The 24,183-nt window shown below is 63.2% G+C and carries 23 protein-coding genes and 1 pseudogene; 11 read left to right on the forward strand and 13 right to left on the reverse strand.

What is annotated here, in order from left to right; translation table 11 throughout:
• Nucleotides 1–106: 106 nt before the first annotated feature.
• The 8 genes from C9I57_RS25285 (at nucleotide 107) to C9I57_RS25320 (ending at nucleotide 9,229) form a co-directional block, all read left to right on the forward strand.
• Complete coding sequence (locus tag C9I57_RS25285) at nucleotides 107–595, forward strand: (2Fe-2S)-binding protein (protein WP_107153333.1); 489 nt, start codon at nucleotides 107–109, stop codon at nucleotides 593–595.
• A gap of 13 nt (nucleotides 596–608) precedes the next feature.
• Nucleotides 609–2,996 carry a xanthine dehydrogenase family protein molybdopterin-binding subunit gene (locus tag C9I57_RS25290; protein ID WP_107153334.1) on the forward strand — a complete coding sequence of 796 codons (2,388 nt, stop codon included), beginning with the start codon at nucleotides 609–611 and terminating at the stop codon, nucleotides 2,994–2,996.
• Nucleotides 2,997–3,011: 15 nt separating this feature from the next.
• Nucleotides 3,012–3,812: an FAD binding domain-containing protein gene (locus C9I57_RS25295; protein WP_107153335.1), complete on the forward strand. Its 801-nt coding sequence runs from the start codon at nucleotides 3,012–3,014 to the stop codon at nucleotides 3,810–3,812.
• 100 nt (nucleotides 3,813–3,912) lie between these two features.
• Complete coding sequence (locus C9I57_RS25300) at nucleotides 3,913–4,800, forward strand: AAA family ATPase (protein ID WP_107153336.1); 888 nt, start codon at nucleotides 3,913–3,915, stop codon at nucleotides 4,798–4,800.
• Between the two features lie 3 nt (nucleotides 4,801–4,803).
• Complete coding sequence (locus C9I57_RS25305) at nucleotides 4,804–6,057, forward strand: vWA domain-containing protein (RefSeq protein WP_107153337.1); 1,254 nt, start codon at nucleotides 4,804–4,806, stop codon at nucleotides 6,055–6,057.
• Nucleotides 6,048–6,656, forward strand: coding sequence for a CoxG family protein (locus C9I57_RS25310; RefSeq protein WP_107153338.1), 609 nt, complete (start codon nucleotides 6,048–6,050; stop codon nucleotides 6,654–6,656). Before C9I57_RS25305 ends, C9I57_RS25310 begins: the two co-directional genes overlap by 10 nt.
• A complete protein-coding gene (locus C9I57_RS25315; protein ID WP_107153339.1) occupies nucleotides 6,629–7,651 on the forward strand; it encodes an XdhC family protein in 1,023 nt (340 codons plus the stop codon). Before C9I57_RS25310 ends, C9I57_RS25315 begins: the two co-directional genes overlap by 28 nt.
• Before the next feature lie 135 nt (nucleotides 7,652–7,786).
• Nucleotides 7,787–9,229, forward strand: coding sequence for a pyridoxal phosphate-dependent decarboxylase family protein (locus C9I57_RS25320; protein ID WP_107153340.1), 1,443 nt, complete (start codon nucleotides 7,787–7,789; stop codon nucleotides 9,227–9,229).
• On the opposite strand, the gene C9I57_RS25325 is transcribed toward C9I57_RS25320, so the two are convergent.
• The 8 genes from C9I57_RS25325 to C9I57_RS25365 form a co-directional block, all read right to left on the reverse strand.
• Entirely contained in the window at nucleotides 9,198–9,665 is a 468-nt protein-coding gene (locus C9I57_RS25325) for a DUF5615 family PIN-like protein (protein WP_107153341.1), read from the reverse strand. The two genes, C9I57_RS25320 and C9I57_RS25325, sit on opposite strands and share 32 nt — an antisense overlap.
• Nucleotides 9,662–10,336 carry a DUF433 domain-containing protein gene (locus C9I57_RS25330; RefSeq protein WP_107153342.1) on the reverse strand — a complete coding sequence of 225 codons (675 nt, stop codon included), beginning with the start codon at nucleotides 10,334–10,336 and terminating at the stop codon, nucleotides 9,662–9,664. Before C9I57_RS25330 ends, C9I57_RS25325 begins: the two co-directional genes overlap by 4 nt.
• 637 nt (nucleotides 10,337–10,973) lie before the next feature.
• Entirely contained in the window at nucleotides 10,974–11,354 is a 381-nt protein-coding gene (locus tag C9I57_RS25340) for a hypothetical protein (protein WP_107153344.1), read from the reverse strand.
• A gap of 148 nt (nucleotides 11,355–11,502) precedes the next feature.
• On the reverse strand, nucleotides 11,503–12,510 hold the full coding sequence (rhaS, locus tag C9I57_RS25345) for a rhamnose ABC transporter substrate-binding protein (protein ID WP_181321952.1): 1,008 nt from the start codon (nucleotides 12,508–12,510) through the stop codon (nucleotides 11,503–11,505).
• Between the two features lie 117 nt (nucleotides 12,511–12,627).
• Complete coding sequence (locus tag C9I57_RS25350) at nucleotides 12,628–13,629, reverse strand: ABC transporter permease (protein ID WP_107153345.1); 1,002 nt, start codon at nucleotides 13,627–13,629, stop codon at nucleotides 12,628–12,630.
• Nucleotides 13,622–14,686, reverse strand: coding sequence for an ABC transporter permease (locus tag C9I57_RS25355; RefSeq protein ID WP_107153346.1), 1,065 nt, complete (start codon nucleotides 14,684–14,686; stop codon nucleotides 13,622–13,624). Before C9I57_RS25355 ends, C9I57_RS25350 begins: the two co-directional genes overlap by 8 nt.
• A complete protein-coding gene (locus C9I57_RS25360) occupies nucleotides 14,683–16,233 on the reverse strand; it encodes a sugar ABC transporter ATP-binding protein (protein WP_107153347.1) in 1,551 nt (516 codons plus the stop codon). Before C9I57_RS25360 ends, C9I57_RS25355 begins: the two co-directional genes overlap by 4 nt.
• 35 nt (nucleotides 16,234–16,268) lie before the next feature.
• The gene (locus C9I57_RS25365; protein ID WP_107153348.1) at nucleotides 16,269–17,177 is read right to left on the reverse strand and encodes an amidohydrolase family protein; all 909 of its coding nucleotides are present in this window, start codon (nucleotides 17,175–17,177) and stop codon (nucleotides 16,269–16,271) included.
• Between the two features lie 148 nt (nucleotides 17,178–17,325).
• Between C9I57_RS25365 and C9I57_RS25370 the strand changes: the two genes are divergently transcribed.
• A complete protein-coding gene (locus C9I57_RS25370) occupies nucleotides 17,326–18,318 on the forward strand; it encodes a LysR family transcriptional regulator (RefSeq protein WP_107153349.1) in 993 nt (330 codons plus the stop codon).
• On the opposite strand, the gene C9I57_RS25375 is transcribed toward C9I57_RS25370, so the two are convergent.
• The 4 genes from C9I57_RS25375 to C9I57_RS25390 all read right to left on the reverse strand — a co-directional run bounded on the left by C9I57_RS25375 (nucleotide 18,312) and on the right by C9I57_RS25390 (nucleotide 22,606).
• The gene (locus C9I57_RS25375; protein ID WP_107153350.1) at nucleotides 18,312–19,094 is read right to left on the reverse strand and encodes an SDR family NAD(P)-dependent oxidoreductase; all 783 of its coding nucleotides are present in this window, start codon (nucleotides 19,092–19,094) and stop codon (nucleotides 18,312–18,314) included. The genes C9I57_RS25370 and C9I57_RS25375 overlap by 7 nt on opposite strands.
• 37 nt (nucleotides 19,095–19,131) lie before the next feature.
• The gene (gene rhmD / locus C9I57_RS25380; RefSeq protein WP_107153351.1) at nucleotides 19,132–20,310 is read right to left on the reverse strand and encodes an L-rhamnonate dehydratase; all 1,179 of its coding nucleotides are present in this window, start codon (nucleotides 20,308–20,310) and stop codon (nucleotides 19,132–19,134) included.
• Nucleotides 20,311–20,346: 36 nt separating this feature from the next.
• Entirely contained in the window at nucleotides 20,347–21,672 is a 1,326-nt protein-coding gene (locus C9I57_RS25385; protein WP_107153475.1) for an MFS transporter, read from the reverse strand.
• Nucleotides 21,673–21,853: 181 nt separating this feature from the next.
• Nucleotides 21,854–22,606 (reverse strand): SDR family NAD(P)-dependent oxidoreductase, encoded by a 753-nt coding sequence (locus tag C9I57_RS25390; protein WP_107153352.1) that lies wholly within the window; start codon nucleotides 22,604–22,606, stop codon nucleotides 21,854–21,856.
• A 272-nt stretch (nucleotides 22,607–22,878) separates the two neighbouring features.
• Between C9I57_RS25390 and C9I57_RS25395 the strand changes: the two genes are divergently transcribed.
• Nucleotides 22,879–23,157, forward strand: a complete 279-nt coding sequence (locus C9I57_RS25395) for a hypothetical protein (RefSeq protein ID WP_107153353.1) — start codon at nucleotides 22,879–22,881, stop codon at nucleotides 23,155–23,157.
• A 166-nt stretch (nucleotides 23,158–23,323) separates the two neighbouring features.
• Here the strand turns inward: C9I57_RS25395 and C9I57_RS25400 are convergent, their stop codons facing one another.
• Nucleotides 23,324–23,539 carry a type II toxin-antitoxin system Phd/YefM family antitoxin gene (locus C9I57_RS25400; RefSeq protein ID WP_107153354.1) on the reverse strand — a complete coding sequence of 72 codons (216 nt, stop codon included), beginning with the start codon at nucleotides 23,537–23,539 and terminating at the stop codon, nucleotides 23,324–23,326.
• Nucleotides 23,540–23,604: 65 nt separating this feature from the next.
• Here C9I57_RS25400 and C9I57_RS25405 point away from each other — a divergent pair.
• Nucleotides 23,605–24,090: pseudogene (locus C9I57_RS25405) on the forward strand (ATP-binding protein); the annotation flags it as partial.
• Between the last annotated feature and the right edge of the window lie 93 nt (nucleotides 24,091–24,183).

A 24,183-nucleotide genomic window follows, 5' to 3' on the forward strand; every position in this document is an offset into this window, starting at 1 on the left:
CGTCAAGATCAGCGGCACGGTCAAAGCGACGGTTGGCGGCGCGAGCGGCACCGAGCGCACTCGACTCGACTAGAAGTGCCGGTCTCGATCCCCAAGGAGACGATTCATGGCAATCAGCATCAGCCTGACGGTCAACGGTAAGCCGGTGACCGAGGAAGTCGAACCCTACACCCTCCTCGTCCATTTCATCCGCGACGGTCTTCGCCTCACCGGCACACATATCGGTTGCGATACAGCGCAATGCGGCGCCTGCACCGTGCATCTGAACGGCCGCGCCGTGAAGGCGTGCAACGTGCTGGCCGTGCAGGCCGACGGCGCCGAGGTCACTACGATAGAAGGCCTCGCGCGAGACGGAGAACTTCATCCGATGCAAGCGGCGTTTCGCGACTGCCACGGGCTTCAGTGCGGCTTTTGCACACCGGGCATGGTCATGAGCGCGGCCGCGCTCGCGGCGCAACGGCCCGAGCTGAGCGCGGATGAAGTGCGCCATCAGCTCGAGGGCAATCTTTGTCGCTGCACGGGCTACCACAACATCGTGAAGGCCGTGCTCGAAGGCGCGGCGGCGATGAAGAGCAGCGCGGGACAAGTCCGTTAAGGAGACCTGAACGATGAACGCACCCGAACAGCCGAGCTTGATCGGTGCTTCCGTCAAGCGCAAGGAAGACTATCGGTTCCTCACCGGAAGCGGACAATACACCGACGACGTCGTGCTTCCGCAGCAATCCTATGGCGTGTTTCTGCGCTCGCCGCACGCGCACGCGCGCCTCGGCAACATCGATATCGAGGACGCGAAGCGCTCGCCGGGCGTGATCGCCATCTTCACCGGCGCCGATCTCGCGGCCGAGCGCGTCGGCGGCTTGCCGTGCGGATGGCTCATTCACAGCATCGACGGCACGCCGATGCACGAGCCGCCCCATCCCGTTCTCGCGGTCGACAAGGTGCGCCACGTCGGCGATCCCGTCGTGCTCGTCATTGCGGAATCGGCGAAAGAGGCCAAGGACGCGGCCGAGTTGATAGAAATCGAGTACGACGTGCTGCCCGCCGTGACCGACACGGCCCATGCGGCCGATTCCAGCCAGCCGCTCGTGCATGACAGCGTGCCCGGCAATGTCTGCTACACATGGGGCCACGGCGACAAAGCGGCAACCGATGCCGCGTTCGCGAAGGCCGCGCATGTGACGACGCTCGATATCGTCAACAACCGGCTCGTGCCGAATGCGATCGAGCCGCGCGCCGTCAACGCCAGCTACTCGAGGCAGGACGACAGCTACACGGTCTATGTCGCGAATCAAAATCCGCACGTCGAGCGGCTGCTGATGGCGGCATTCGTGCTGTCGCTGCCTGAATCGAAGCTGCGCATCGTGGCACCCGATGTCGGCGGCGGCTTCGGATCGAAGATTTTTCTTTACGGCGAGGACGTCGCGCTCACCTGGGCTGCGAAACGTGTCGGCCGCCCTGTCAAGTGGACGGCGGAGCGCTCGGAATCGTTCATCTCCGACGCGCACGGCCGAGACCATGTGACCCAAGCCGAGCTCGCGCTCGACGGCGACGGCCGGTTCCTCGCCATGCGCGTGCATACGATCGCGAACATGGGCGCGTATCTGTCGACGTTCGCGTCGTCGATACCGACGATCCTCTATGCGACACTGCTCGCCGGGCAGTATGCGACGCCCGCGATCTATGCCGAAGTCAAGGCCGTCTTCACGAACACCGTGCCCGTCGATGCCTACCGCGGCGCAGGCCGCCCCGAAGCGACCTATGTCGTCGAACGGCTCGTCGAAACGGCGGCGCGCGAAACCGGCATCGATCCGGCCGAAATCCGCCGCCGCAATTTCATTCGAGAATTCCCTTACACGACGCCCGTTGGCCTCACCTACGACACCGGCGACTACGAAGCCTGCCTCGCAAGAGCGATCGAGCGCGCGGACGTGGCCGGTTTCGCGGCACGCCGGGACGCGTCGAAGCAAAACGGAAAACTGCGCGGCCTCGGTTATTCGTGCTACATCGAGGCGTGCGGCCTTGCGCCTTCGAGGCTCGCCGGCGCGCTGGGCGCACGCGCGGGGCTCTTCGAAGCCGGCGAAGTGCGCGTGCATCCAACGGGGACGGTCACCGTCTTCACCGGCTCGCACAGCCACGGTCAAGGGCACGAGACGACGTTCGCGCAAGTCGTGGCCGACCGGCTCGGCGTATCGATCGAAAACGTCGAGATCGTGCATGGCGACACGGGCCGCATTCCCTTCGGCATGGGCACCTACGGTTCGCGCTCGATCGCCGTTGGCGGCTCCGCGATCATGCGAGCACTCGACAAGATCGAGGCGAAGGCGAAGAAAATCGCCGCGCATCTGCTCGAAGCATCGGCGAGCGACATCGAGTTCAAGAACGGCGTGTTCCGCGTGGCCGGTACCGATCGCACGAAATCGTTCGCTGATGTCGCGCTCGCCGCCTATGTCCCGCACAACTATCCGCTCGAAGAGCTCGAGCCGGGCCTCGACGAGAATGCGTTCTACGATCCCACCAATTTCACCTATCCGGCGGGCGCTTACATCTGCGAGGTGGAAGTGGATCCGGACACAGGGGAAACGCGTGTCGATCGATTCACGGCCGTCGACGACTTCGGCAACGTGATCAATCCGATGATCGTCGAAGGCCAGGTGCACGGCGGACTCGGCCAGGGGATCGGGCAGGCACTGCTCGAGCACTGCGAGTACGACAACGATACAGGGCAGTTGTTGTCCGGCTCCTATATGGATTACGCCATGCCGCGCGCGTCGGATCTCCCCGACTTCACGGTCGAAACGATGAAGGGCACGCCCTGCACGCACAATCCGCTCGGCGTGAAGGGCTGCGGCGAAGCCGGCGCGATCGGTTCGCCGCCCGCCGTCATCAACGCCATCCTCGATGCGCTCGCGCCGCTCGGCGTCAAGGATATCCAGATGCCGGCCACCCCGCACCGGGTCTGGTCCGCCATCGCCGCGGCACGGCAATCGGCTCACTAAGCGAAGGAGTCCTCAATGTATTCGTATTCATTCGACTACGAGCGCGCCTCCGACGCGAAGGCAGCCGTCGCCTCGCTTACGGCCGACGGCGACGCGAAATACCTCGCGGGCGGTCAGAGCCTGTTGCCGACGATGCGGCTGCGGCTTGCTCAACCGGCCAAGCTCATCGACGTGACGCGCATCGCCGCGCTGAAGGAAATTCGCGTGGACGGGGCGACCGTTACGATCGGCGCGGCGGTCTGCCATGCGGACGTCGCCGAACATGCCGACATCCAGCGGGTATTGCCGGGGCTCGCCGAGCTCGCCGGCAACATCGGCGATCGACAAGTACGCGCGCGCGGCACATTGGGCGGATCGCTCGCCAACGACGATCCGGCCGCCGATTATCCGGCCGCCGTGCTCGGGCTCGCGGCAACGATCGTGACCGACAGGCGCCGAATCGCAGCCGACGACTTTTTCGTCGACATGTACGAGACCGCGCTCGAGCCCAGCGAGCTGATCATGGCCGTCGAGTTCCCCGTGCCGCAAACGTGCGCCTACGAGAAATTCCGCAATCCCGCTTCGCAGTTCGCGCTCGTCGGCGTATTCGTAGCCCGGCATGCGGATGGTGTGCGGGTCGCCGTGACGGGCGCCGCCTCTTCGGTCTTTCGCTCGACAGAGCTCGAGAAGGCGCTCACCGCCGACTTCACGAGCGCGGCCGCGCGCTCCGTGACGATCGCACCGGACGACCTCAACACCGATCTGCACGCGAGCGCCGATTACCGCGCGCATCTGATCCCCGTACTCGCGGCGCGCGCGGTCGAGCGGGTACGCTGAATCGGAAGCGATGCACTATCGAACAATGCTAAGGACTTCGAAGTAACCACGGAGCACGAGTCCCGCCCCTCACCGGGGCGCGACTCCGGCCCACGCGACGATGCAACTGATGACGATCGATGAGACGCTCGCTCAGCTCTCGGCAGAGGGTTACTTCGCGAGCCGCGAGTTGGCGACGGCGCTTTTTCTCGCGCTGCGCATGGACAGGCCGCTCTTTTTGGAGGGAGAGCCCGGCGTCGGCAAGACGGAGCTCGCAAAAGCGGCGGCCGGCATGCTCGGCACGGCGTTGTTGCGCCTGCAATGCTATGAAGGTCTCGACACGGCAAGCGCGCTCTACGAGTGGGACTACCCGCGCCAGATCATGGCCTTGCGTCTTGCGGAAGCGGCCGGCGAGCATCCGAGCAACGACACGCTCTACCGCGGCGAATTCCTGCTCAAGCGCCCCCTGCTGCAGGCGCTCTTGCCCGACGAACAGCATCCGGGCGCGCAGCGTGTCTTGCTGATCGACGAGATCGACCGCGCCGACGAGCCGTTCGAGGCGTTTCTGCTCGAGCTCCTTTCGGATTTCCAGGTTTCGATCCCCGAGTACGGCACGGTGCGCGCCGCGCGCGCCCCGCTTATCGTCATGACGTCGAATCGTACGCGTGAAGTGCACGATGCATTGAAGCGCCGTTGTCTTTATCAATGGATCGACTATCCCGAGCGCGAGCGTGAGCTGGCCATCGTCGCCGCGCGAGCCCCCGAAGCGGGCGCGGAGCTGCAGCGGCGCGCGGTCGGTTTCGTTCATCGGCTTCGCGCGATGGATCTGTTCAAGGCGCCCGGTATCGCAGAGACGATCGACTGGTGCCGAGCGCTCGCCGCATTGAGTGTCACGGAGCTCGACCCGCAATCGGTGCGGGACACGCTCGGCGTGCTGCTCAAGTATCAAGACGATCTGGCCCGCCTCGATGCCGAGCGCATCGCTCAATGTCTCGTTGCGCCGGAGTGAACGATGGCAGGCATCGAGCAGGACGCGACAAAGAACGGCGACGCGCCGATGTTCGCGCGCAACGTCGTTCATTTCGTGCGGCTCTTGCGCGCGGCAGGACTGCCGATGTCGCCCGCGCATGCGGTCGATGCGCTGGAAGCGTTGCGTCTCGTCGACGTAGGGCGTCGCGACGACGTGCAGGCCGCGCTCGCCGCGGTGCTCGTCTCGGCCCCGGACGAACGCGCGCTTTTCGACTCGGCGTTCGACGTATTCTGGCGCGATCCCGATTGGGAAGGCCGGCTTCGTGCGCTGATGCTCCCGAAGGCAAAATCGGGTGTGCCGCCCGCCCCGCGCAACAACCGGCTCGCGGATGCGCTCGCCAGTCGCGCGCGAGACGGTTCAGCTGATCATGTCGGCGAGGCGACGCAACACGAGCTGCATGCACATGTGTCGTTCAGCGCCGAGGAACGGCTGCGTCGGCGCGACTTCGATACGCTGAGCGCCGACGAATGGCGCATGCTGCGCCACCTGATCCGTAGCCGGCGCGTTTCGCTCGCGACCGAACCCACACGCCGTTTGCACGCTGCCTCGCATGGCACGCACGCCGATTTGCGCGCGAGCGCTCGCCAGGCCGTGCGTGAAGGCGGCGACTGGGTGGTCTGGAAATACCGCGCCGCGCGCGAGCGCAAGCCACCGCTCGTCCTACTGCTCGACATTTCTGGGTCGATGAGCAGCTACTCGCGGGCGGTACTGTATTTTTGCCATGCGCTGCTGCACTCGCGCGAGCGCCTTCAGGTCTTTCTGTTCGGCACCCGCCTCACGAATGCGACGCGTGCGCTGCGCGAGCGCGATCCCGACATTGCGATAGCGGCGCTCGCCGAACACGTAGCCGACTGGTCCGGCGGCACGCGCATCGGCGCCGCGCTCGCCGAGTTCAATCGACGTTGGGCTAGGCGGGTTCTCTCGGGCCGCGCGACTGTCCTCCTCGTCACGGACGGACTCGATCACGAGGCCATCGATCTGCTCGAGACAGAGATGGCCCGGCTCGCGCGCTTCGCGCATCGAATCGTCTGGCTCAACCCGCTATTGCGATATGCGCAGTTCACACCGCGTGCGCGCGGCATTCAGGCTATCCTCCCTCATGTCGACGCACACCGTCCCGTTCACAACCTAGACAGCCTGATCGCATTCGGGCACGACTTCGCTACACTCGCGCGCGTCCCGCGCTTCCGAGCCAGCGCGTCGTCATCATCGGAAGGAGCGATGTCATGGAACTGACCGAGCAGCACATCCTGCCCGTTCCGCAGCAGCGTGCCTGGGAGGCGCTGAACGACACGGCCGTCCTGCGTGCGACGATTCCCGGCTGCGAAAGCTTCGAGGCGGACGGCGAAAATACCTACGCGGTCGCGATGCGCGCGGCGGTAGGGCCCGTCAAGGCGAATTTCAAGGGACGCATGTCGCTGACGGATATCAATGCGCCGCACAGCTATACCGTCGTCTTCGAAGGGCAAGGCGGCGTGGCCGGCTTCGCGAAGGGCACGGCCCAGGTCGTGCTGGAACCCGAAAGTGAAACATCGACAAAACTTTCGTATACGGCGAAAGCGCAGGTCGGCGGAAAGCTCGCGCAAATCGGCTCGCGACTCGTCGAGGGAGCTGCGCGTAAGATTGCGGGTGAATTCTTCAAACGTTTCTCGGCGTATATGACGGGCGAGGCTGAGCCTGACGCGCAGGCGGTCGAGTCTGAAAACGCCGACGGCGCCGGCGACAATACCAGTGCGCAAGCAGCCGATCCGTCGGAACGCGCGGCCGAAGCCGCCGAGCATGCGCCTGGAGGAAAGGGACATAAATCATGGAAAGCGTGGATCTCGAAGTTCTGAGGTCGAGCGTGCGATGGCTCGAGGACGGCCATCGTGTATTGCTCGTGACGGTGGTGAAGACCTGGGGCTCGTCGCCGCGCCCGCAGGGTGCGATGCTTGCGGTGCGCGACGACGGCCTCGTGGTCGGCTCGGTTTCGGGCGGATGCATCGAAGACGATCTGATCGACCGCGTGCGCCGCGCGGGCATCGAGCAAACGCGGCCGGAGGCGGTCAAGTACGGCATTTCGGCCGAGGAAGCCCATCGCTTCGGGCTGCCCTGCGGCGGCACGATCGAGCTAGTGCTCGAGCCGCTGACGCAGGCGAGTCGTGTCGACGAGCTCTGCAACGACGTCGAGGCGGGGCGGCTCGTCGCTCGGACGCTCGATTTGGAGACGGGCGTCGCCACGCTCGCGGCGGCGCAAGCGACGGACGGCCTCGAGTTCGACGGTAAGCGGCTCTTGACAATTCATGGGCCGCGCTATCGGATGCTCGTGATCGGCGCGGGACAGTTATCGCGCTATCTCGCCAGCATCGCAGTGGGGCTCGACTATCAGGTCACCATATGTGATCCGCGCGAAGAGTACACCGACGAGTGGGACGTGCCCGGCACGACCGTCGTGCGGACGATGCCCGACGATACCGTCCTCGATATGCGGCTCGACGAACGCTCGGCCGTCATCGCGCTGACGCACGATCCGAAGCTCGACGACCTGGCCTTGATGGAAGCGCTGAAGACACCCGCGTTTTACGTCGGCGCCCTCGGCTCGCGCCGCAATAATGCCGCGCGGCGCGAACGGCTGAAAGAGTTCGAGCTGACCGACGCGGAGCTTGCGCGGCTGCACGGGCCTGTGGGGATCTACATCGGCAGCCGGACGCCGCCCGAAATCGCTATTTCGATTTTGGCTGAAGTAACCGCGGCAAAGAACGGCGTATCGTTGCCGACACTGCTTCAAGTGGAAGGGGCCAAGGCCGCACGGGAGCAAGCAGCGAGCGAAGGCTCGAGCTGCAAGGTCTGAGGGCACGGCCATAAGGTGTGCCCCGTTTCCTGAGCCGACTCAGGACGCCAGCATCCCGGGGCAACCACACGCAAAGATGGATGGATCGTAAGACAATCGCTCAGTAGTCCCAATCAAACACTCGCCGAAAATCGCATGAGCCAATCGTCGCCGTTCCGCCCTGCCCTCGAACACGCCCTTGATCACGCTCTAACTTATCTCGACAATCTGTCATGCCGTCCCGTCGCAGCGGAAGCCACACTCGAATCGTTGCGCGCGCGCCTGAGAAAACCGCTCGGTGAAAACGGGATTCCGGCCGATCAGGTCATCGACGAGCTGGTTGCCGACACGGCGGGCGGCATCGTCGGCAGCGCGGGCGGCCGTTTCTTCGGCTGGGTGATAGGCGGAGCGCTGCCGGCGGCGCTCGGCGCCGATTGGCTCACGAGCGCCTGGGATCAAAACGCGGCGTCATACGCTTGCGCGCCTGCGGAAGCGGTCGTCGAGGAGGTGTGCGGTGCGTGGCTGAAGGATCTGTTGCGGCTCCCGCACGATGCGAGCTTTGCGTTGACGAGCGGTTGCCAGATGGCGCATCTGACCGCCCTCGCCGCCGCACGGCATGCGCTGCTGGAGCGGCGCGGCTGGCAAGTCGAGAGCGATGGTCTCTTCGGCGCTCCACAAATTCGCGTGCTCAGCAGCGACCAGTTTCACGGCAGCGTGACGCAGGCGCTGCGCCTTCTCGGAATGGGGACGAGCGCGATCCAGCCGTTGCCGTCGAACGAGGCGGGTCAACTCGAAGCGGCCACGCTCGAAGCCGCGCTGCGAGAATCGCCCGAGACGCCGACGATCGTGCTGCTGCAGGCGGGCGATCTCAACATCGGTGCATTTGATCCGTACTCCGAGATCATACCGCTCGCCCATCGATATGGCGCCTGGGTTCATATCGATGGAGCGTTCGGGCTCTGGGTCAATGCCAGCGCGCGGTACCGCCATCTGCTCGAAGGCGTCGAGCAGGCGGACTCATGGGCCACCGACGGGCACAAATGGCTCAATGTTCCTTACGACAGCGGCTTCGCGTTCGTCGCGCATCCCGACGCTCATCGCAATGCGATGTCGCATCATGCGAGCTATGTCTCGTACAACGAGCAGGTGCGGGAGCAAAAGGACTGGACGCCCGTCTGGTCCCGGCGAGGCCGTGGTTTCGCCGCCTACGCGGCGCTGCGTGAACTGGGCCGCAACGGCGTCGCATCGCTCATCGAGCGGAACTGCGAGGCGGCGCGTGCGTTGGCGAACGGTATCTCGGCGCTGGCGGGCGTCGTGCTCGTCCGAGAACCGCAGATCAATCAAGGGCTCGTTCGCTTCCTCGATCCGCGCCCGCGCGCAACCGAGCAAGATCACGATGCGCGGACCGATTCCGTCACGGAAGCCGTGCTCGAAACGGGCGAAGCGCTTTTCAGCAATACGACGTGGCGCGGGAAGCGGTATATGCGGATTTCGGTTTGCAACTGGCAAACGAATGACGATGACGTCGCTCGGGCGATCGCCGCTGTTGCGAGCGTTGTCCGACAAATCACAACTGCATCGGGCAATCGCTGCGCTTAGGCGAGTCGTCCACTTCTACAGGGTCCGGAATGCCGTAGCGCAGGATCGTGACTTCACCGCATTCGTCCTCAACCACTTCGAGCGCCTGGTTGACGAGGTCTTCCAGCGTCGCCACTTCTTGTAGAGCGTAGCCAAAAAGCTCGGTCTGGCGATCAGGGCTCATCGTAAATGCCGAAGACAGACAGACTAGCCCCGCATGAATCGCTTCACGGGAGTAAAGCCCTCCCGGCAGACTTGTGTCCGGTCCGCGAAAATCGACTGCGTTATGCGTGACGATCGTATAGTCGCCATCAATTGCAAAGCGGATCAACCGATGATCCTTCATCCCCGACAGACCGCGATCGCGCACGCATGTGGTTTCCAAATGTCCTGCGGCACGAGCCACCTTGACGAGACCCGGCCACAAACATTCATCGATCAGAAAGCGGTATCTCACTCACCGCCCCGTGCTCGGCGAACCACCTTTCTACTAATCAACCGCAATTGAGCATTGGTTTCGTCGAGCCGCCGCGGGCGCCCAGGGCGAGGATGGGCCTTCATGTATATCCCCGCGTCGACCAATAACTGCTCGGTCAAAAACGGATACGCGGCCTGCAGCTCTGCGAGCGCTACGCCGCTTTCACGCGCCGCAAGCACGTTGGCGACAGGCACGCGCGTCCCTGCGAAGCAAGGAGCACCGCCCAATACCTCCGGGTCTTCCACGATATGCAGTGAAGCCTCCGAGACTTGCGACGCGCGTCGCGATGCCTCCTCGACGAAGCGAGCTAAGAACACGGTAAACGTCTCGCTCGCGACACTCCAATCGAACCCGGCTCGTAGCACCCACTCGCTTAGCGCAAGAAAATCATCGAAATCCGGCCGTTCCGATAGCCTCGCGATCAGCGTTTGGATGACCTTCACTCGCGCAGCGCGCGTCAAGTCTTCGCTCGCCCTAAAGTAGAAGAGGGCGATCGGCGCCGTAAGCGGCGCGAAGCGACGCCCCTCGCCCCGAAAGAAGAGAACCGCCGGCAAAACGTTTTCGTCGACCAGCCGGTTCACCTCTTTGTCCGTCAAGCCCGCTATGAAGGCGATCTCGGCAGCCGACACTCCATTTTTAGCGCTCAGCATGGTGGTGCTCCAGGTTCCGGTCCAACGGCGAGAAATATTTCCGGCCTATCGGAAACATTATAACCGATCCGCGAATCTTGACAACGGTAAGCCCAGCCCTACGCGAGCCAGCCCCACGGCTTCGTGGTTGGTTGCGGCACCCGGCACAGATGCCTATCCTCTTTTGTGTGGGAGTCATATCTCGATGCAGGGAGGTCGAATGGGCAGGATTTCCGCGACCGCGTTCCGATCGCCGCCGTCTGTCATCTCTGTACTATTTGGCTTGTTCGCCATGTGGGGCATCGCCGCCACGGCGGACGGCTCGAATGCTCCGGCTGCGCAAAGCATCGAGGTCTTGTCCGGCACCTATGGCTCGAATTGTGGCCTGCCCCGCGGCAACGCAAGCCGTGACCTCACGCGCCGATGCGACGGGAGCGAAACGTGTTCTTACGAATTGGGGGATCGGTTGGGGAGCGAGCCTATGAAACAGTGCCGCCCTGATTTCCTCGCCGAATGGCGCTGCGGAAATGCCGAGCTTCATACCGCCGCGCTGGCTCCTGAAGCAAAGCCTGGCGACACGCTCGTGCTGAGCTGTGCGCGGGTAACAGGCGCTGGCAAGTGACTGCCGTTGGCGCAGTCGAGGAGGACCGACTGTCCCCTATTGATCAAGACCCGCTGGAACGCCGGTCCCGCCGCGCATCTTGCTAATCGCCCATTTGCTCATGTCCTTGTGCTCGAACTTGATTTCATAATCAAGAGCAGAGTCGACGACGAGCAAGAAAAGGCCTTCGGGCTTATCGAGAATGGCCAATAGCGCTCGGCCTTGCGCCGTCACAGCGTGAAAAAAGTCCTTGTGCTTTAAGACATCGACAATGTCGACGCCCCTCTCATGCACGTACGAAGCTTTCGCCTCCGATACAGCATCACGCACACAAATTCGTAAAAATGCCTTTCGCCAGTCCGGAGCAACATCCCGGACCAGAGAAACGAGCCCTTTGGCAAGGTCAACGACAAGTGGTGTCGCCTCTTCTTTGATCATCAGCACCCCGTTACATTGATTCGACCGAACCGGTCGTCGCCAACCAATCCCGAATTTGCCAATCAGTATAGGGCGCCACGATAACACCGAACGCCCGGCGCTCGCCATCGCAAACGGATGGCAATGCCCCAGGCGTTGGCCCCGCGACTTAGAAATTGAAATTATCGATATTCGACGCGTCGAACGTCGTCGGCGGCCCCAGGATGATTTCACCGTCCTTGCCGATGGTCCGCTTGCCGAGCTTGCCCGCATCGAACGATTCGCCTTCCTTGCCCGTGATCGAGCCCGACGCGAGATTCGCCGCGGCATAAGCTGCGAGGTAGCCGAGCTGGCCCGGATCCCAGAGCTGGAACGCCTTGACGGTGCCGTCCTTCACGAACGCGCGCATTTGATTCGGCGTGCCGAGCCCCGTCACCGCGACCTTGCCTTTGTAGGGCGACGAAGCGATATAGCGGGCGGCGGCGGCAATCCCCACCGAGGTCGGCGCGACGATCGCCCTCAGATTCGGATACGCTTGCAGCAAGCCCTGCGTCTCGACGAACGACTTTTGATCGTCGTCGTTGCCGTACGCGATCTTCACGAGCTTCATTTTCGAGTACTCGGGCTTCTTGAGCTCCTCCTGCATCCATTTGATCCAGGTGTTCTGATTCGTCGCATTCGGCGTGGCGGAGAGAATCGCGAATTCACCCTCGCCACCCACCAGTTTCGAAACGAGCTGGATCTGCCCGCGGCCGATGCTCTCGGCATTGGCCTGGTTGACGAATAGTTGTCTACCCGCCGGCGCCGTATCGGAATCGAACGTCACCACCTTGATGCCCTGCGCCATCGCTCTCTTCAGGTACGGAACGAGAGCGTTCGCATCGTTGGCGGCAATGACGATCGCATTCTGTCGTTGCGTGGTGAGCGTGTTGATGTACGAAACTTGCGACGACGCACCCGCATCCGAAGGGCCAACAACCTTGCCGTCGCCCTTGAACTCCTTGATCGCCTCCATTCCTCCGTTATCGGCGATGACTTCATAGGGATTGTTGATCTGCTTCGGAACGAAAGCGATCTTGAGCCCTTCCTTGATGCTGGCCGCGGATGCCGTTGTGCCGATTGCCAAAAGCATCGCACAAAGCACCGCGGATGCGGCACGGCCTGACAGGTTCAACATGAATCGTCTCCTCTTCGAATAATCGGACGCGCGTCCGAGTCATTGCCACACAATCGAACTGCACGATGATGAAGACCCGCCTTCATCGAATGCCCGTCGCCGGTGATGCTTCAAGCATCACTCGGCAACGAGCCGCTTGTCCCGCCCCGCGCGCCACCGGGCGGCCAGATTGGGAATCAGCACCGAGGCAAGCAGCAGCGCACCGGTGACGATCGTGAGTGTTTCGCTCGATACGTCGACGAGCGTCAATCCATTCTTCAGCACGCCGACGATCAGCAACGACAGCATGACGCCGTACATCGAGCCGCGGCCGCCGAAGATGCTGACGCCGCCGAACAGCACGGCCGCGATGACGGACAGCTCGAAGCCTTCGCCGTTATCGCCGCGTGCGCTCGTGAAGCGCAGCGTATAGAGGATGCCGGCGAGCGCGCTCATCGCGCCCGACAGCACGAAGAGCCGCAGCTTGATCTTGCCGACTTCGATCCCCGAAAAGGCGGCCGCAGAAGCATTGGCCCCGATCGCATAGAGACTCCGCCCGAACGCCGTTGCCTGAAGCAAAACGGTGAAGCCTACGGCCGCCACGATGACGATCGTGAACGGCAATGGAATGAACGTGGAGCCGAGCGTATTCATGCCGAAGAGCGTATAGCCGGGCGGAAAATCGGCCACGGCCTGATCGCCAAGCAGCACGTACGCAACGCCGCGAAACAGCGCGAGCGTGCCGATCGTCACGGCAAGCGAAGGCAACTCGAGCTTCACGACGATAAGCCCATTGAGAAGTCCGGCCAACGCACCGGCCACGAGCACGAGCAGCATGACGACAGGCATCGGCAAGCCCGCATGCCAGAGCACACCCATCAATGCGCTAGAGGCACCGAGGACCGAAGCCACGGAAAGATCGATCTCGGCCGCGACGATGATGAGCGTCATCGGCAACGCCATCAGCGCGATCTCGGTGAGCTCGGCGAGCGCGTTGGCGAGATTGGCCGAACTTAGAAAAACCGGCGACAGCACGCGCCCGAGAATCAGCGATGCGAGCAGGATGATGACGAGCAGCGCCTCCCACTGCAACGGGATGCCGGACGTGCGCGTGCGCGCCGCGGAATCGGGCTTAGCCATGTTCGCGTTTCCTCATCATGCGCTTGGCCACCGAGCGGGCAAGCAACGTATCGGTTGCGATCGCCGCGACAATGAGCGCGCCTTCGATCGCCTGTTCCCAGAACGGTGAGACATGCAGCACCACGAGTGCAATGCTGATCACGCCGAGCACGAGCGCGCCGAGCGTGGCTCCGAGAATCGTGCCGACGCCGCCCGTGATCGCCACGCTGCCGACGACGGCCGCTGCGACGACTTGGAGCTCGATGCCCTTGGCCGTTCCGGCCTCGACGGTGCCGAAACGCGCAAGCCAGAGCGCGCCGGCAAGACCGGCTATCGCGCCGGAAATCAGAAAGCCCGCCATCACGCGCCGCTCGACATCGATTCCCGCGAGCCGGGCCGCTTCGAGGTTCGATCCAATCGCGTAGTGCTCGCGGCCGGGGCGAAACTGTTTCAGATAAACCGAGAGCGCAACGAGCAGCGCGGCGGCAATGAGGACGAGCGACGGCACGCCGAACACCGAGCCTGTCGCAAGGCGGGAAAACGCTTCGGGCAGGCTTGTCGCGTTGATCTGGCCGCCGTGCACCCACGCATAGTCCGCCCCGCGGAATATATAGAGCGTGGACAACGTCGCGACGAGCGATGGCACGCGGCCGACCGCGACGAGCAACCCGTTGATCGCGCCGGCAACGAGCCCGATCGCGATGCCCGAAGCCAGCGCCACGACGACGGGCATCTGAGGAAACGTCACGTAAAGGCTGCCGACCGCATAAGCGCTGATGCCGACCGTCGATCCGATGGAAAGATCGATATGGCGCATCAGGATGACGATCGTCATTCCGGCCGTCAGCAGGCTGATGATCGAAACGTTGAGCAGCACGTCCCGCAAGTTCTGCAGATTGAGAAACTGCGGCTCGGCGAGCGCCGTTGCGCCGATCAGCAACAGCAAGACGACAAAGAGTGTGCTTTCCCTGCTCTGCAAAAGCTTCTCGACGAAGCGCCGGCTGCCGTCACGACGGCCGGCCGCGTCGGCCTTCTGGTGCCGCAAAGCCTCGGCGTGAGTGGTCGAATGGCGCATCATGCCGCGTGCCCAAGATGAATGTTCGATTGCCCGAGCGCCGCCGCCATGATGCGCTCCTCCGTCGCCTTCGCGCGCGAAAGCTCGGCGCTGATTTTTCCCTCGTGCATGACGAGTACGCGATCGGCCATGCCGATCACTTCGGGTAATTCGCTCGAGATCATCAGCACGGCGAGGCCCTCGCGCACGAGCCCCGCGAGCGTGCCGTACACTTCGGCCTTTGCGCCGACGTCGATGCCGCGCGTCGGCTCATCGATGATCAATACCTTCGGGCCCGTGGCGAGCCACTTGCCGAGCACGACTTTTTGCTGATTGCCGCCCGACAATGTGCCGACGGGCGCGAGCAAATCGCTCGCCTTCAGTTGCAGTTGCTTGCCCCATCGACTGGCAAGGGCGACTTCGCGCGCGGTCGATAGGAGTCCGAAGCGAGTCAGCCGGCCGAGGACCGTCATCGACGCATTGCGCGCGATGCTGAGCTCGAGCGCCAGGCCCTGTTGCCGGCGATCTTCGGGGACGAGTGCAAGGCCGGCCCGGATCGACGCCGCCGGTTGCCCCATCACGAGCCGCTTGCCCGCGATATCCACGTGTCCGCTGTCGCTGGGATCGATGCCGAAAATCGCGCGCGCCACCTCGCTGCGTCCCGCGCCGACGAGCCCCGCGAGCGCAACGATCTCGCCCGCGCGAACATCGAATGAAATGTCATGAAAAACGCCGGTACGCGTGAGCCCGCGCACGGAAAGCAGCACCTCGCCGGGCTGCACGTCCGCCTTGGGATAGAACGTCTCCAAATCTCGGCCGACCATCTTCGCGACGATCGTTGCCGTGTTCAGCTCGCTCACGGGCGCGTCGGAAACCTTTGCACCGTCCCGCATGATCGTGACGTGCTGCGCGAGTGCAAACACCTCCTCCAGACGATGCGTGATGAAAAGAATCGCGACGCCGCGTTCGCGCAGCTTGCGCACGATCGCGAAGAGCCGTTCGACCTCGGGCAGTGAGAGCGCGGCTGTCGGCTCGTCCATGATGAGCACATTCGCGTTGAGCGAAAGCGCCTTCGCGATTTCGATCACCTGCTGATCGGCGATCGAGAGGCCTCGCACCGGCTGCTCGGCTCGCAGTTCGACGCCGAGCGAAGCGAGCAACGCATTGACTTCGCGGCACATGGTGCCGTAATCGATGCGCCGAAGGCGATCGACGGGCTGACGGCCCATATAGATGTTTTCGGCAATCGATAGGTCGAAGAACAGCGTCGGCTCTTGATAGATCACCGCGATTCCCGCATCGCGGGCCTGCGCCGGCGAGGAAAATTGCCGCTGGGTGCCGTCGATGCGCAGCGTTCCACTATCGGGCTGGTGAACGCCCGCCAGGATTTTGACGAGCGTCGATTTGCCCGCGCCGTTCTCGCCCAGCAGCGCATGGACCTCGCCCGGCCAAAGCGTCAGGTTGCCCTCCGCGAGCGCAAGCACACGGCCGAACGATTTGCGCGCGTGGCGCAGCTCGAGGCGCGGCACACGTGCGCTCTCCGTATTCGTCTCCAAGCTCGTCTCCTTCATCGTCGGCGAGCGGCGCGAACCGCCGCGCCCGCCGATCAGATTCTGTAAATACGTTCCGCGTTCGTGCGAAAAAGCGCCGCCTTCTCGTCGTCGCTGGCTCCGCTCACGATCTCCGCATACGCATGCCAAAGATCGGAATAGGAAGCGAAGAGCCTGTCGACCGGAAAGTTCGACGCGAACATCGCGCGCTCGACGCCGAACGTATCGATCGTCTGCAATACGTATGGCCTGAAGCTCTCGATCGTCCACCTGTGATCGAACATGGCAAGCCCGCTGATCTTGACTGTGACGTTCGGCAAGGCGGCAAGCGCACGGAGCCCGTCGCGCCACTCGCGATAACCGGCGACGCTATGGCGATCGACGAACATGCCCGCGTGATTGACGATGATTTGAATGCCCGGATGCGCGCGCGCTAGCGCCGCCGCCTCTTCCATCTGCGACGGATAGAGCTGCATGTCGAACGACAGCGCGAATCGCTCGAGCAGCGCGAAGTTCGCGCGCCACGTTTCATCGCGCAGATAGTGACGCTGCACGTAGTTGTAGAGCGGATTCGGATGGATGTTCAGAATCTGCCGGATCCCTCGCATGTTGGCGAAAACGGCATGCGCCGCGAGCGTGTCCGCCGCGTCGGGAGCCGATAGGTCGGCCGCGGCCACGATGGCCTCGGGAAGACGGTGCTTTGCGTTGCCTCGCTGCTGACCGGCATCGGCCAGCGACTGCAGCCAACGCGTCTCTTCCACCGGGTCGGCCGGATCGTGATTCGCTTCGACGTGCACCACCTTCAACACGTCGATGTCGTCCGAATCGGCGAGGAAGTCGGACGGCAGATAGCTATGCTTGAGACGGCTTGCGTCCCCGACGAACGACGTGCCGGGCTCGTCGAGCCACGGGTAACGGTGGCTATCGAGATCCCAGAAGTGGACATGCGGATCGACGACTTGCATGACGCGTTGCTCCTATGTCTCCGTCTTTATCGTTTTCCCGCTTCTTGGCGGGACTTTGCTGCGACTATAATCCGTGCATCGATAGCAAACCAATCCGTAGTTGGGATCGGGCGATCGAGAAACCGAATCGCAGGAGCCCGGGAGACCCATGAACCGTCAGGCCGCCACTGTTGCACTCGTCAACCGGCTGAAGTTCAAACATCTAGCACTCCTCGTTGCGCTCGACGACGCACGCAACGTTCATCAAGCCGCCGAAACGATCAACGTCGCGCAGCCGAGCGCGAGCCGTATGCTCAGCGATATCGAAGAAGCCTTCGGCTTCCGTCTTTTCGAGCGCAACGCGCGCGGCATGCAGCCGACGGCGCTCGGCGTCGTCACCTTGGCTTACGCGCGCCGCGCGCTGGCCGAGCTCACGCGCTTCGCGGAAGACCTCGACGTGAAGCGCAAGGGCGGACACGGCCAGCTCACCGTCGGCGCCATCATGGGTGCCGCGCCCGACCTGCTCGCCACGGCCGTCGCGACGCTCAAGACCGAGCGCCCGCTGCTCAACGTCCGCGTGCTCGGCGAAACGAGCGATCAGGTCGTGCAGCTGCTGCATCGCCGCGAAGTCGACCTCGCGCTCGGCCGCTTGACCACCCCGCTGCAACACAACGATTTCGACTTCGAGCCGCTCGCGCGCGAAACGCTGATGCTCATCGTGCGGACGCGGCATCCGCTCGCCGGCGCCGCGAGCATTACTTTGCGCGAGCTCATGGACTGGCCGTGGGTCGCGCAGCCCGTCACGAGTCCCGCCCGCGTGCTGTTCGAAGAGGAACTTGCGCGCGCGGGGCTTGCGACGCCCGTCAATCTGACCGAGTGCGCGTCGATCTTTGCCACGCTGCAATTGCTCGAGAAATACGACGCCATTGCGATGCTGCCCGAATCCGTCGTGCGCGATCACGTGCGCGGCAAGCTGCTCGTGCCTTTGCCGCTGGAAATCGGCAAGAGCTTGCCGGGATTCGGCATTCTCACACGCAAGGAAGAGCCGCTCGCGGAGCCCGCCGAGCATTTCGTGGGGCTGTTGCGCCGCTTCTCGCAACCGCTCGCCACCGATCACGCGGCGTCCGGCCGTCATGTCTCCTCCTCGCTGCCAATCTATTGAAGATTGACGAAAAGCCCGCCATCGACGAGCAGCGCGGCACCCGTCACATAGCGGGCACGATCCGACGCCAGAAAGACGACGCACTCGGCCACGTCCTCGGGGGCGCCGAGCCTGCCGAGCGGAATCCGCTTTTCGAAGTAGGCGCGCTTGCTTTCGTCGGCGAGATCGTCGGCATTGAGATCGGTGGCAATCGTGCCCGGCATGACCGAATTGCAGCGAATGCCGTACGGTCCCAATGCGATCGCGCACGACTGCATCAGCGAGTGGACGCCGGCTTTCGTCGGTGTGTAATGCGTCTGCATGCCTCCGCCGACGAGTGCGCTGATCGAGCTCGTCGCCACGATCGCGCCACCCGTACCCTGCTCCTTCATCTGGCGCGCCGCGGCTTGCGTCACATAGAACGCGCCGTTCAAATTGACGCCGACCGTGCGCTCCAGCACCGAAGGCGGCATGTCGAGAAAGGCATGAAAGGGGCAAATGCCCGCATTGCTGGCGAGCACGTCGACCTTGCCGAACGCCTCGACGGTCTGCCGCACGAGATCGACGCCCGTTTGCGGCGCCGCGACGTTGCCTTCGACAGCGATTGCGCGACGGCCGAGCTTCTCTATTTCCGCGAGCACTTCCGATATCGCCGAGCGGCGTCCGTATGAGGCGTCATTGTCGCTCCAATAGTTGATCGCGACATCGGCGCCTTCGCGCGCGGATGCGATGGCAATCGCCCGGCCGATGCCACGCGATCCACCGGTGACGATCACGACTTTGTCCTTGAGCAGCACGTGTCTCTCCTTTCAGCCATGCTTCGTGATCGACGCGTCAATGCGAGTAAGGCCGCACGAGCGCGCATTCTGGATTGAGCCGCACGCCGAAGCCGGGCGTATCGGGCACCTTCATGCGCCCATTGACGGGCACCGGCTCGTCGAGCAAGAGCGGCGTGAACATCGGCACGACTTGATCGGCTTTCGGCGCCATCATCAGGAACTCCGCGAATGGCGAGTTATGTCGCGTCACGACGAAGTGATAGCTATAGACCGACGAGCCGTGCGGCACGACCAAGACATTGTGGGCATCCGCGAGCGCCGAGATCTTGATGAGTTCGGTGATGCCGCCGCACCAGCCGACGTCGGGCTGAATCAAGTCGCAGCAGCCCATTTCGAGCAGCATGCGAAAGCCCCAACGCGTCGCCTCGTGCTCGCCCGTCGAAACCATCATGCCGCGCGGCACGTTGCGGCGCAGTTCCGCGTATCCCCAATAGTCGTCGGGCGGCAGGCACTCCTCGACCCACTTGAGCCCATACTCGTGCGCCGCTTGCGCGAGCCGCGTCGCGTAGGGCAGATCGAGGCTCATCCAGCAATCAAACATGAGCCAGAAATCGTCGCCGACGCGCTGGCGCATGTCGGCAAGCTGCTCGATGTTCTTTCTGAGCCCGTCTTCGCCTTCGGCAGGGCCATGTTGGAGGGGAAGCTTGCCGCCGATGAACCCCATTTGTTTCGCCAGGTCGGGGCGCGCGCCCGTGGCATAGAACGTGAGTTCATCGCGCACCGGACCGCCGAGCAGTTGATAGACAGGCTCCTGCCGAACCTTTCCGAGCAGATCCCAAAGCGCGAGGTCGACGCCGGAAATCGTATTGAGCACGATGCCCTTGCGACCGTAGTAAAGCGTCGCATAGTACATCTGGTCCCACATCTTCTCGATGTCGGTCACGCGCTGGCCTTCGAGAAAGCGGGCAAGATGTTTTTCGACGATGAATGCACCGATCTCCCCGCCCGTCGTGACGGCGAACCCCACAGTCCCGTCGCTGGCCTCGATTTCGACGACGAGCGTGCCGAGCACGTTGATGCCGAACGACCGGCGGCTTTGCCGATACTCAGGGTAGCGTGCCATCGGCGTCGCGATATGGTCGTCGATCCAATGTCCGTCCGATTGATCGTGATAGTCCGCGCCGCCGCCGCGAACGACGAACGCGCGCACCGCTTTGATGGTTGGCATGGCCATGTAGGTAGCTCCGTTGTTTCGTAGAGTCTTGATCGATTACCGGGCGCGCGGGACCGAGCCGGGCGCAAGCGCATCCCGTGACGACAGGCGGGGAACGACGAGCGCGATGAGCAGCGCGGCGGCGATGCTCGCGGCGCCGAGCGCGATCAGTCCCGCCGCGCTCGATGCAAAAACACGCTCCGCAATGCCGCGCAATGATGGCGCGACGAAACCGCCAAGGCTGCCCAGCGAATTGATCAGCGCGATGCCGCCGGCCGCCGCCGCCCCGGTCAAACGACGCGTGGGGAACGTCCAGAAAAGCGGCTGAGCCGCGATGAAGCCGCTCGCCGCGCAGCAAAGCGCGATCAGCGCAATCAGAGGACTATGCGTGAGGCCCGAAGCCGCAATGCCGCACCCGGCCAGCACGAGCAGCCGCATCGCCCAGGCGCGGTGGCTATTCGAACGATCGGCGCGCCGCGGCACGATCCAGGCCGTGGCGACCGCGCAAATCCACGGCACCGCGGTGACGAGACCGACTTCGAGGCCGACCTTCTTGCCAAGCAAGGAAGCCACCTGCTGAGGAAGAAAGAAGATGACGCCATAGACGCTGATCTGGACGAGCGCATAGATGAGCGCATACGAGAGCACGCGTCGATCCATGAGTGCCGCCACGACATTGTGCGGACCGGTCGCCGCCGCGTCGCGCGCGTCATGCTCGATCGCGCGAGCGAGCGCGCTGCGCTCGTCGCCGCTTAGCCAACGCGCGTGAGCTGGCTTGTCATCGAGAAACCGGAAAGCCCACACGCCGACGATCGATGCGAGCGCACCCTCGACGAGAAAGAGCCAGCGCCAGCCGGCCACACCGAGGAGCCCGTCGAGATCGAGCAAGAGGCCCGACAGCGGACTGCCGAAGATGAATGCGAGCGGCGCGCCGAAATAGAACACACCGACGGCCCGTGCGCGGGCGGACTGTGGAAACCAGTGCGTCAGGTAATAGATGACGCCGGGAAAGAACCCCGCCTCGGCCACGCCGAGCGCGAAACGCATGACATAAAACGATGTAGGCGTATTCGCTGCCGCCATCGCGGCGGAAACGAGCCCCCAGGTCACCATGATGCGGCACATCCAGATGCGTGCGCCGACGCGATGCAACAGTAAGTTGCTCGGCACCTCGAATAACGCATAGCCGACGAAGAAGACGCCGGCGCCGAACGCGAATGCGGCATTCGAAAGTCCGGTGTCTTGCTGCAGTGCCTTTTGCGCGAAGCCTATGTTCGCCCGATCGAGAAACGCGAGGACGTACATCAGTAAAAGGAATGGCAGCAGGCGGCGCATCGTTTTGTTCACCGCATCGTCGGCGGAAGGCGCAAGCGTGTTGGGCATATCGATCGTCTCCTTGAACGGCCGGCTTCGTTCGCCGGCTTCCTCTTTCGATGTTTCTTGTTCGTTCGCCGCCGCCAGTCCGGCTTCGATGCCGCTCGCGAAAGGATCCTTCCTCATCCTTCCGATGGCAGACATGTACCGATCGGGCCGGCTGGCGGCGGCCCCTCAGGTTCACTCAGGTTCAATAGGTGGCGCGGCCGCCCGACAAATCGAATACGGCGCCTGTGCTGAAAGCGCAATCTTCAGAAGACAGCCAGACGATCAGCGATGCCGCCTCCTCGGGCAGGAGGAAGCGATTCATCGGGATTTTGGAGAGCATGTAGTCGATGTGCTGCTGCGACATCGAATCGAAGATCTCGGTTCGAGCCGCGGCGGGCGTCACCGCGTTGACGAGAATGTTCTTGGTCGCCAGCTCCTTGCCGAGCGACTTCGTCAAGCCGATCAACCCGGCCTTCGACGCGCTGTAGTGCGATGCGTTGGGGTTGCCCTCTTTGGCCGCGACGGAGGCGATGTTGACGATCCGTCCATAGCCTTGCCGAAGCATTTGCGGCACGATGGCCCGGCATGTCAGGTACGGGCCGATGAGATTGACGTCGATGACGCGGCGCCAGACCTCGGGAGAGAGCTCCCACGTCGTCCCATTGCCGCCCGTGATGCCGGCGCAGTTGATCAGGACATGGATGGCGCCATGCGCATCGATGGTTCGCTGCGTGGCGGCCGAGACAGATTGTTCGTCGGTGAGCTCGACGACATTCGTCGACACAGTGCCGAGCTCGGCGAGCTTCGCCCGGCTTTGCTCGAGCCGTTGCTCATCGATATCCCAAAGAGCGACTGCGGCGCCCGATCGCAACGCGCGCTCGGCAATCGCATAGCCGATCCCGCGCGCCCCTCCTGTGACAACCATCACGCGACCGTTCAAGTCGATTTGATTCATGTCTCCTTGTCTCCGTTTATTTGCCCATAGCGGGCACTATAGGTCGCGGTGCGATAGCGGGACAATCCGGATGAAGCATGAGGCGATAGCGAAACCGCATCGACTCACGTCGCAAAGAGTGAATTGAAAGCAATTCGTCAGCGAACGTTCGGTTGTTACACCCCATTACAAAAGCGACGAGACCGTTTCACCTCGGCCGCCGGGCCGCGGCTAGTATCGGCGCAAGCTCGATGGCCAAAACGAAACTTAAGAAACTCGAAGTGGGGTGAACGATGAAACGCGCTGTGATCCTGGCTGCCGCCGCGGCAGCCACCGTATTGGCCTCCGTTGACGCGCAAGCGCATGCCGATATCGGCGTCTACCTCGGTATCCCGGGGCCGGTCGTCGAGGAGCCGCCCCCTGTCGTCTATCAGGCACCGCCTGTTGTCTACGCGCCGGCGCCCGTCTACGGATATCCGTATCAAGGCGGATACTGGGACGACCGCGAATGGCACGACAGAGGCTGGCATCGCGGATGGCATCACCATCATCACGATCGCGACGACGATTGATTTGGTCGGCGCTCGTGCATAGGTCAAGCGCGGAACAGAGCCGTCTTAGGCTTGCGCAGCCACTGCCACGCACTGAGCGTCATACGCCGCGGATCGGCCCCGGATATTGCGCCACGAGTGGATCCGCGGTGAGCAGCAAAACCTTCCACGATAGAGTCCGCGACTATCATTCGCTGCCCATCCGGTCGAAGTCGTCCGGAACCGCGATCTCGCCCTTCAGAAAGCCGAGCCGCAGCTTTTGCGCGCCGACCGGCGCATCGAGCGCGACCACTTTGACGAGCGGTCTCCCCGCTTTCGCGATGACGAACGGCTCGCCACGAGCAGCCTCGTCGACCAGGCGTGAGAGCTGTGTTTTGGCTTCGTGGATATTGACGGTGCGCATACGAGATCCATTGGACTAAGCTTGGTTAGTCTGACCATTGCAAGATTGGCTGTCAAAGGCTGGCGCAACCCATCGACGAATTGGCGACACTACGCTTCATCGAACGCGGCAAGAGCGCCGTGTTGCTTGGTCCGTCCGGCGTTGGCAAACGCACCTGGCGATAGCCATCGGGTACGCCGCTACGCAGGCGGGTATGAAAACAATGTCCATCACGGCGGCGGCCCGGCGCCAAAAGCGTTACCACGCCGTGCTCCGCCGCAATATCAGTCCAGGACTGCTGATTGTCGACGAGATCGGTTACCTGCCGCTCTCCGGAGACCAAGCCAGGCACTTCTTACGAATAGTGGCAAAGCGGTACGAACGCGGTTCGATGATTCTGACCAGCAACCCGCCGTTCATCCAATGGCACGAGACCTACGGCGGCAATGCAACACTAACCGCAGCCACGCTCGACCGCATCCTCCACCATGCCCACATCATCCACATCAAAGGAGACAGTTGCGACTTGAACGGTGACGAAGGCCGGACACGTCCCGGCATCGAAGAAGTAACGACTGGCTCAGTTTTACATTGCGCGCTCACGCGTAAAGTGGCTCAGATTTCAATGCGCTTGACACCCGTGGGGAATTGCTCATCGGTGCATG

Source organism: Trinickia symbiotica (assembly GCF_003028655.1).
Classification (GTDB): domain Bacteria; phylum Pseudomonadota; class Gammaproteobacteria; order Burkholderiales; family Burkholderiaceae; genus Trinickia; species Trinickia symbiotica_A.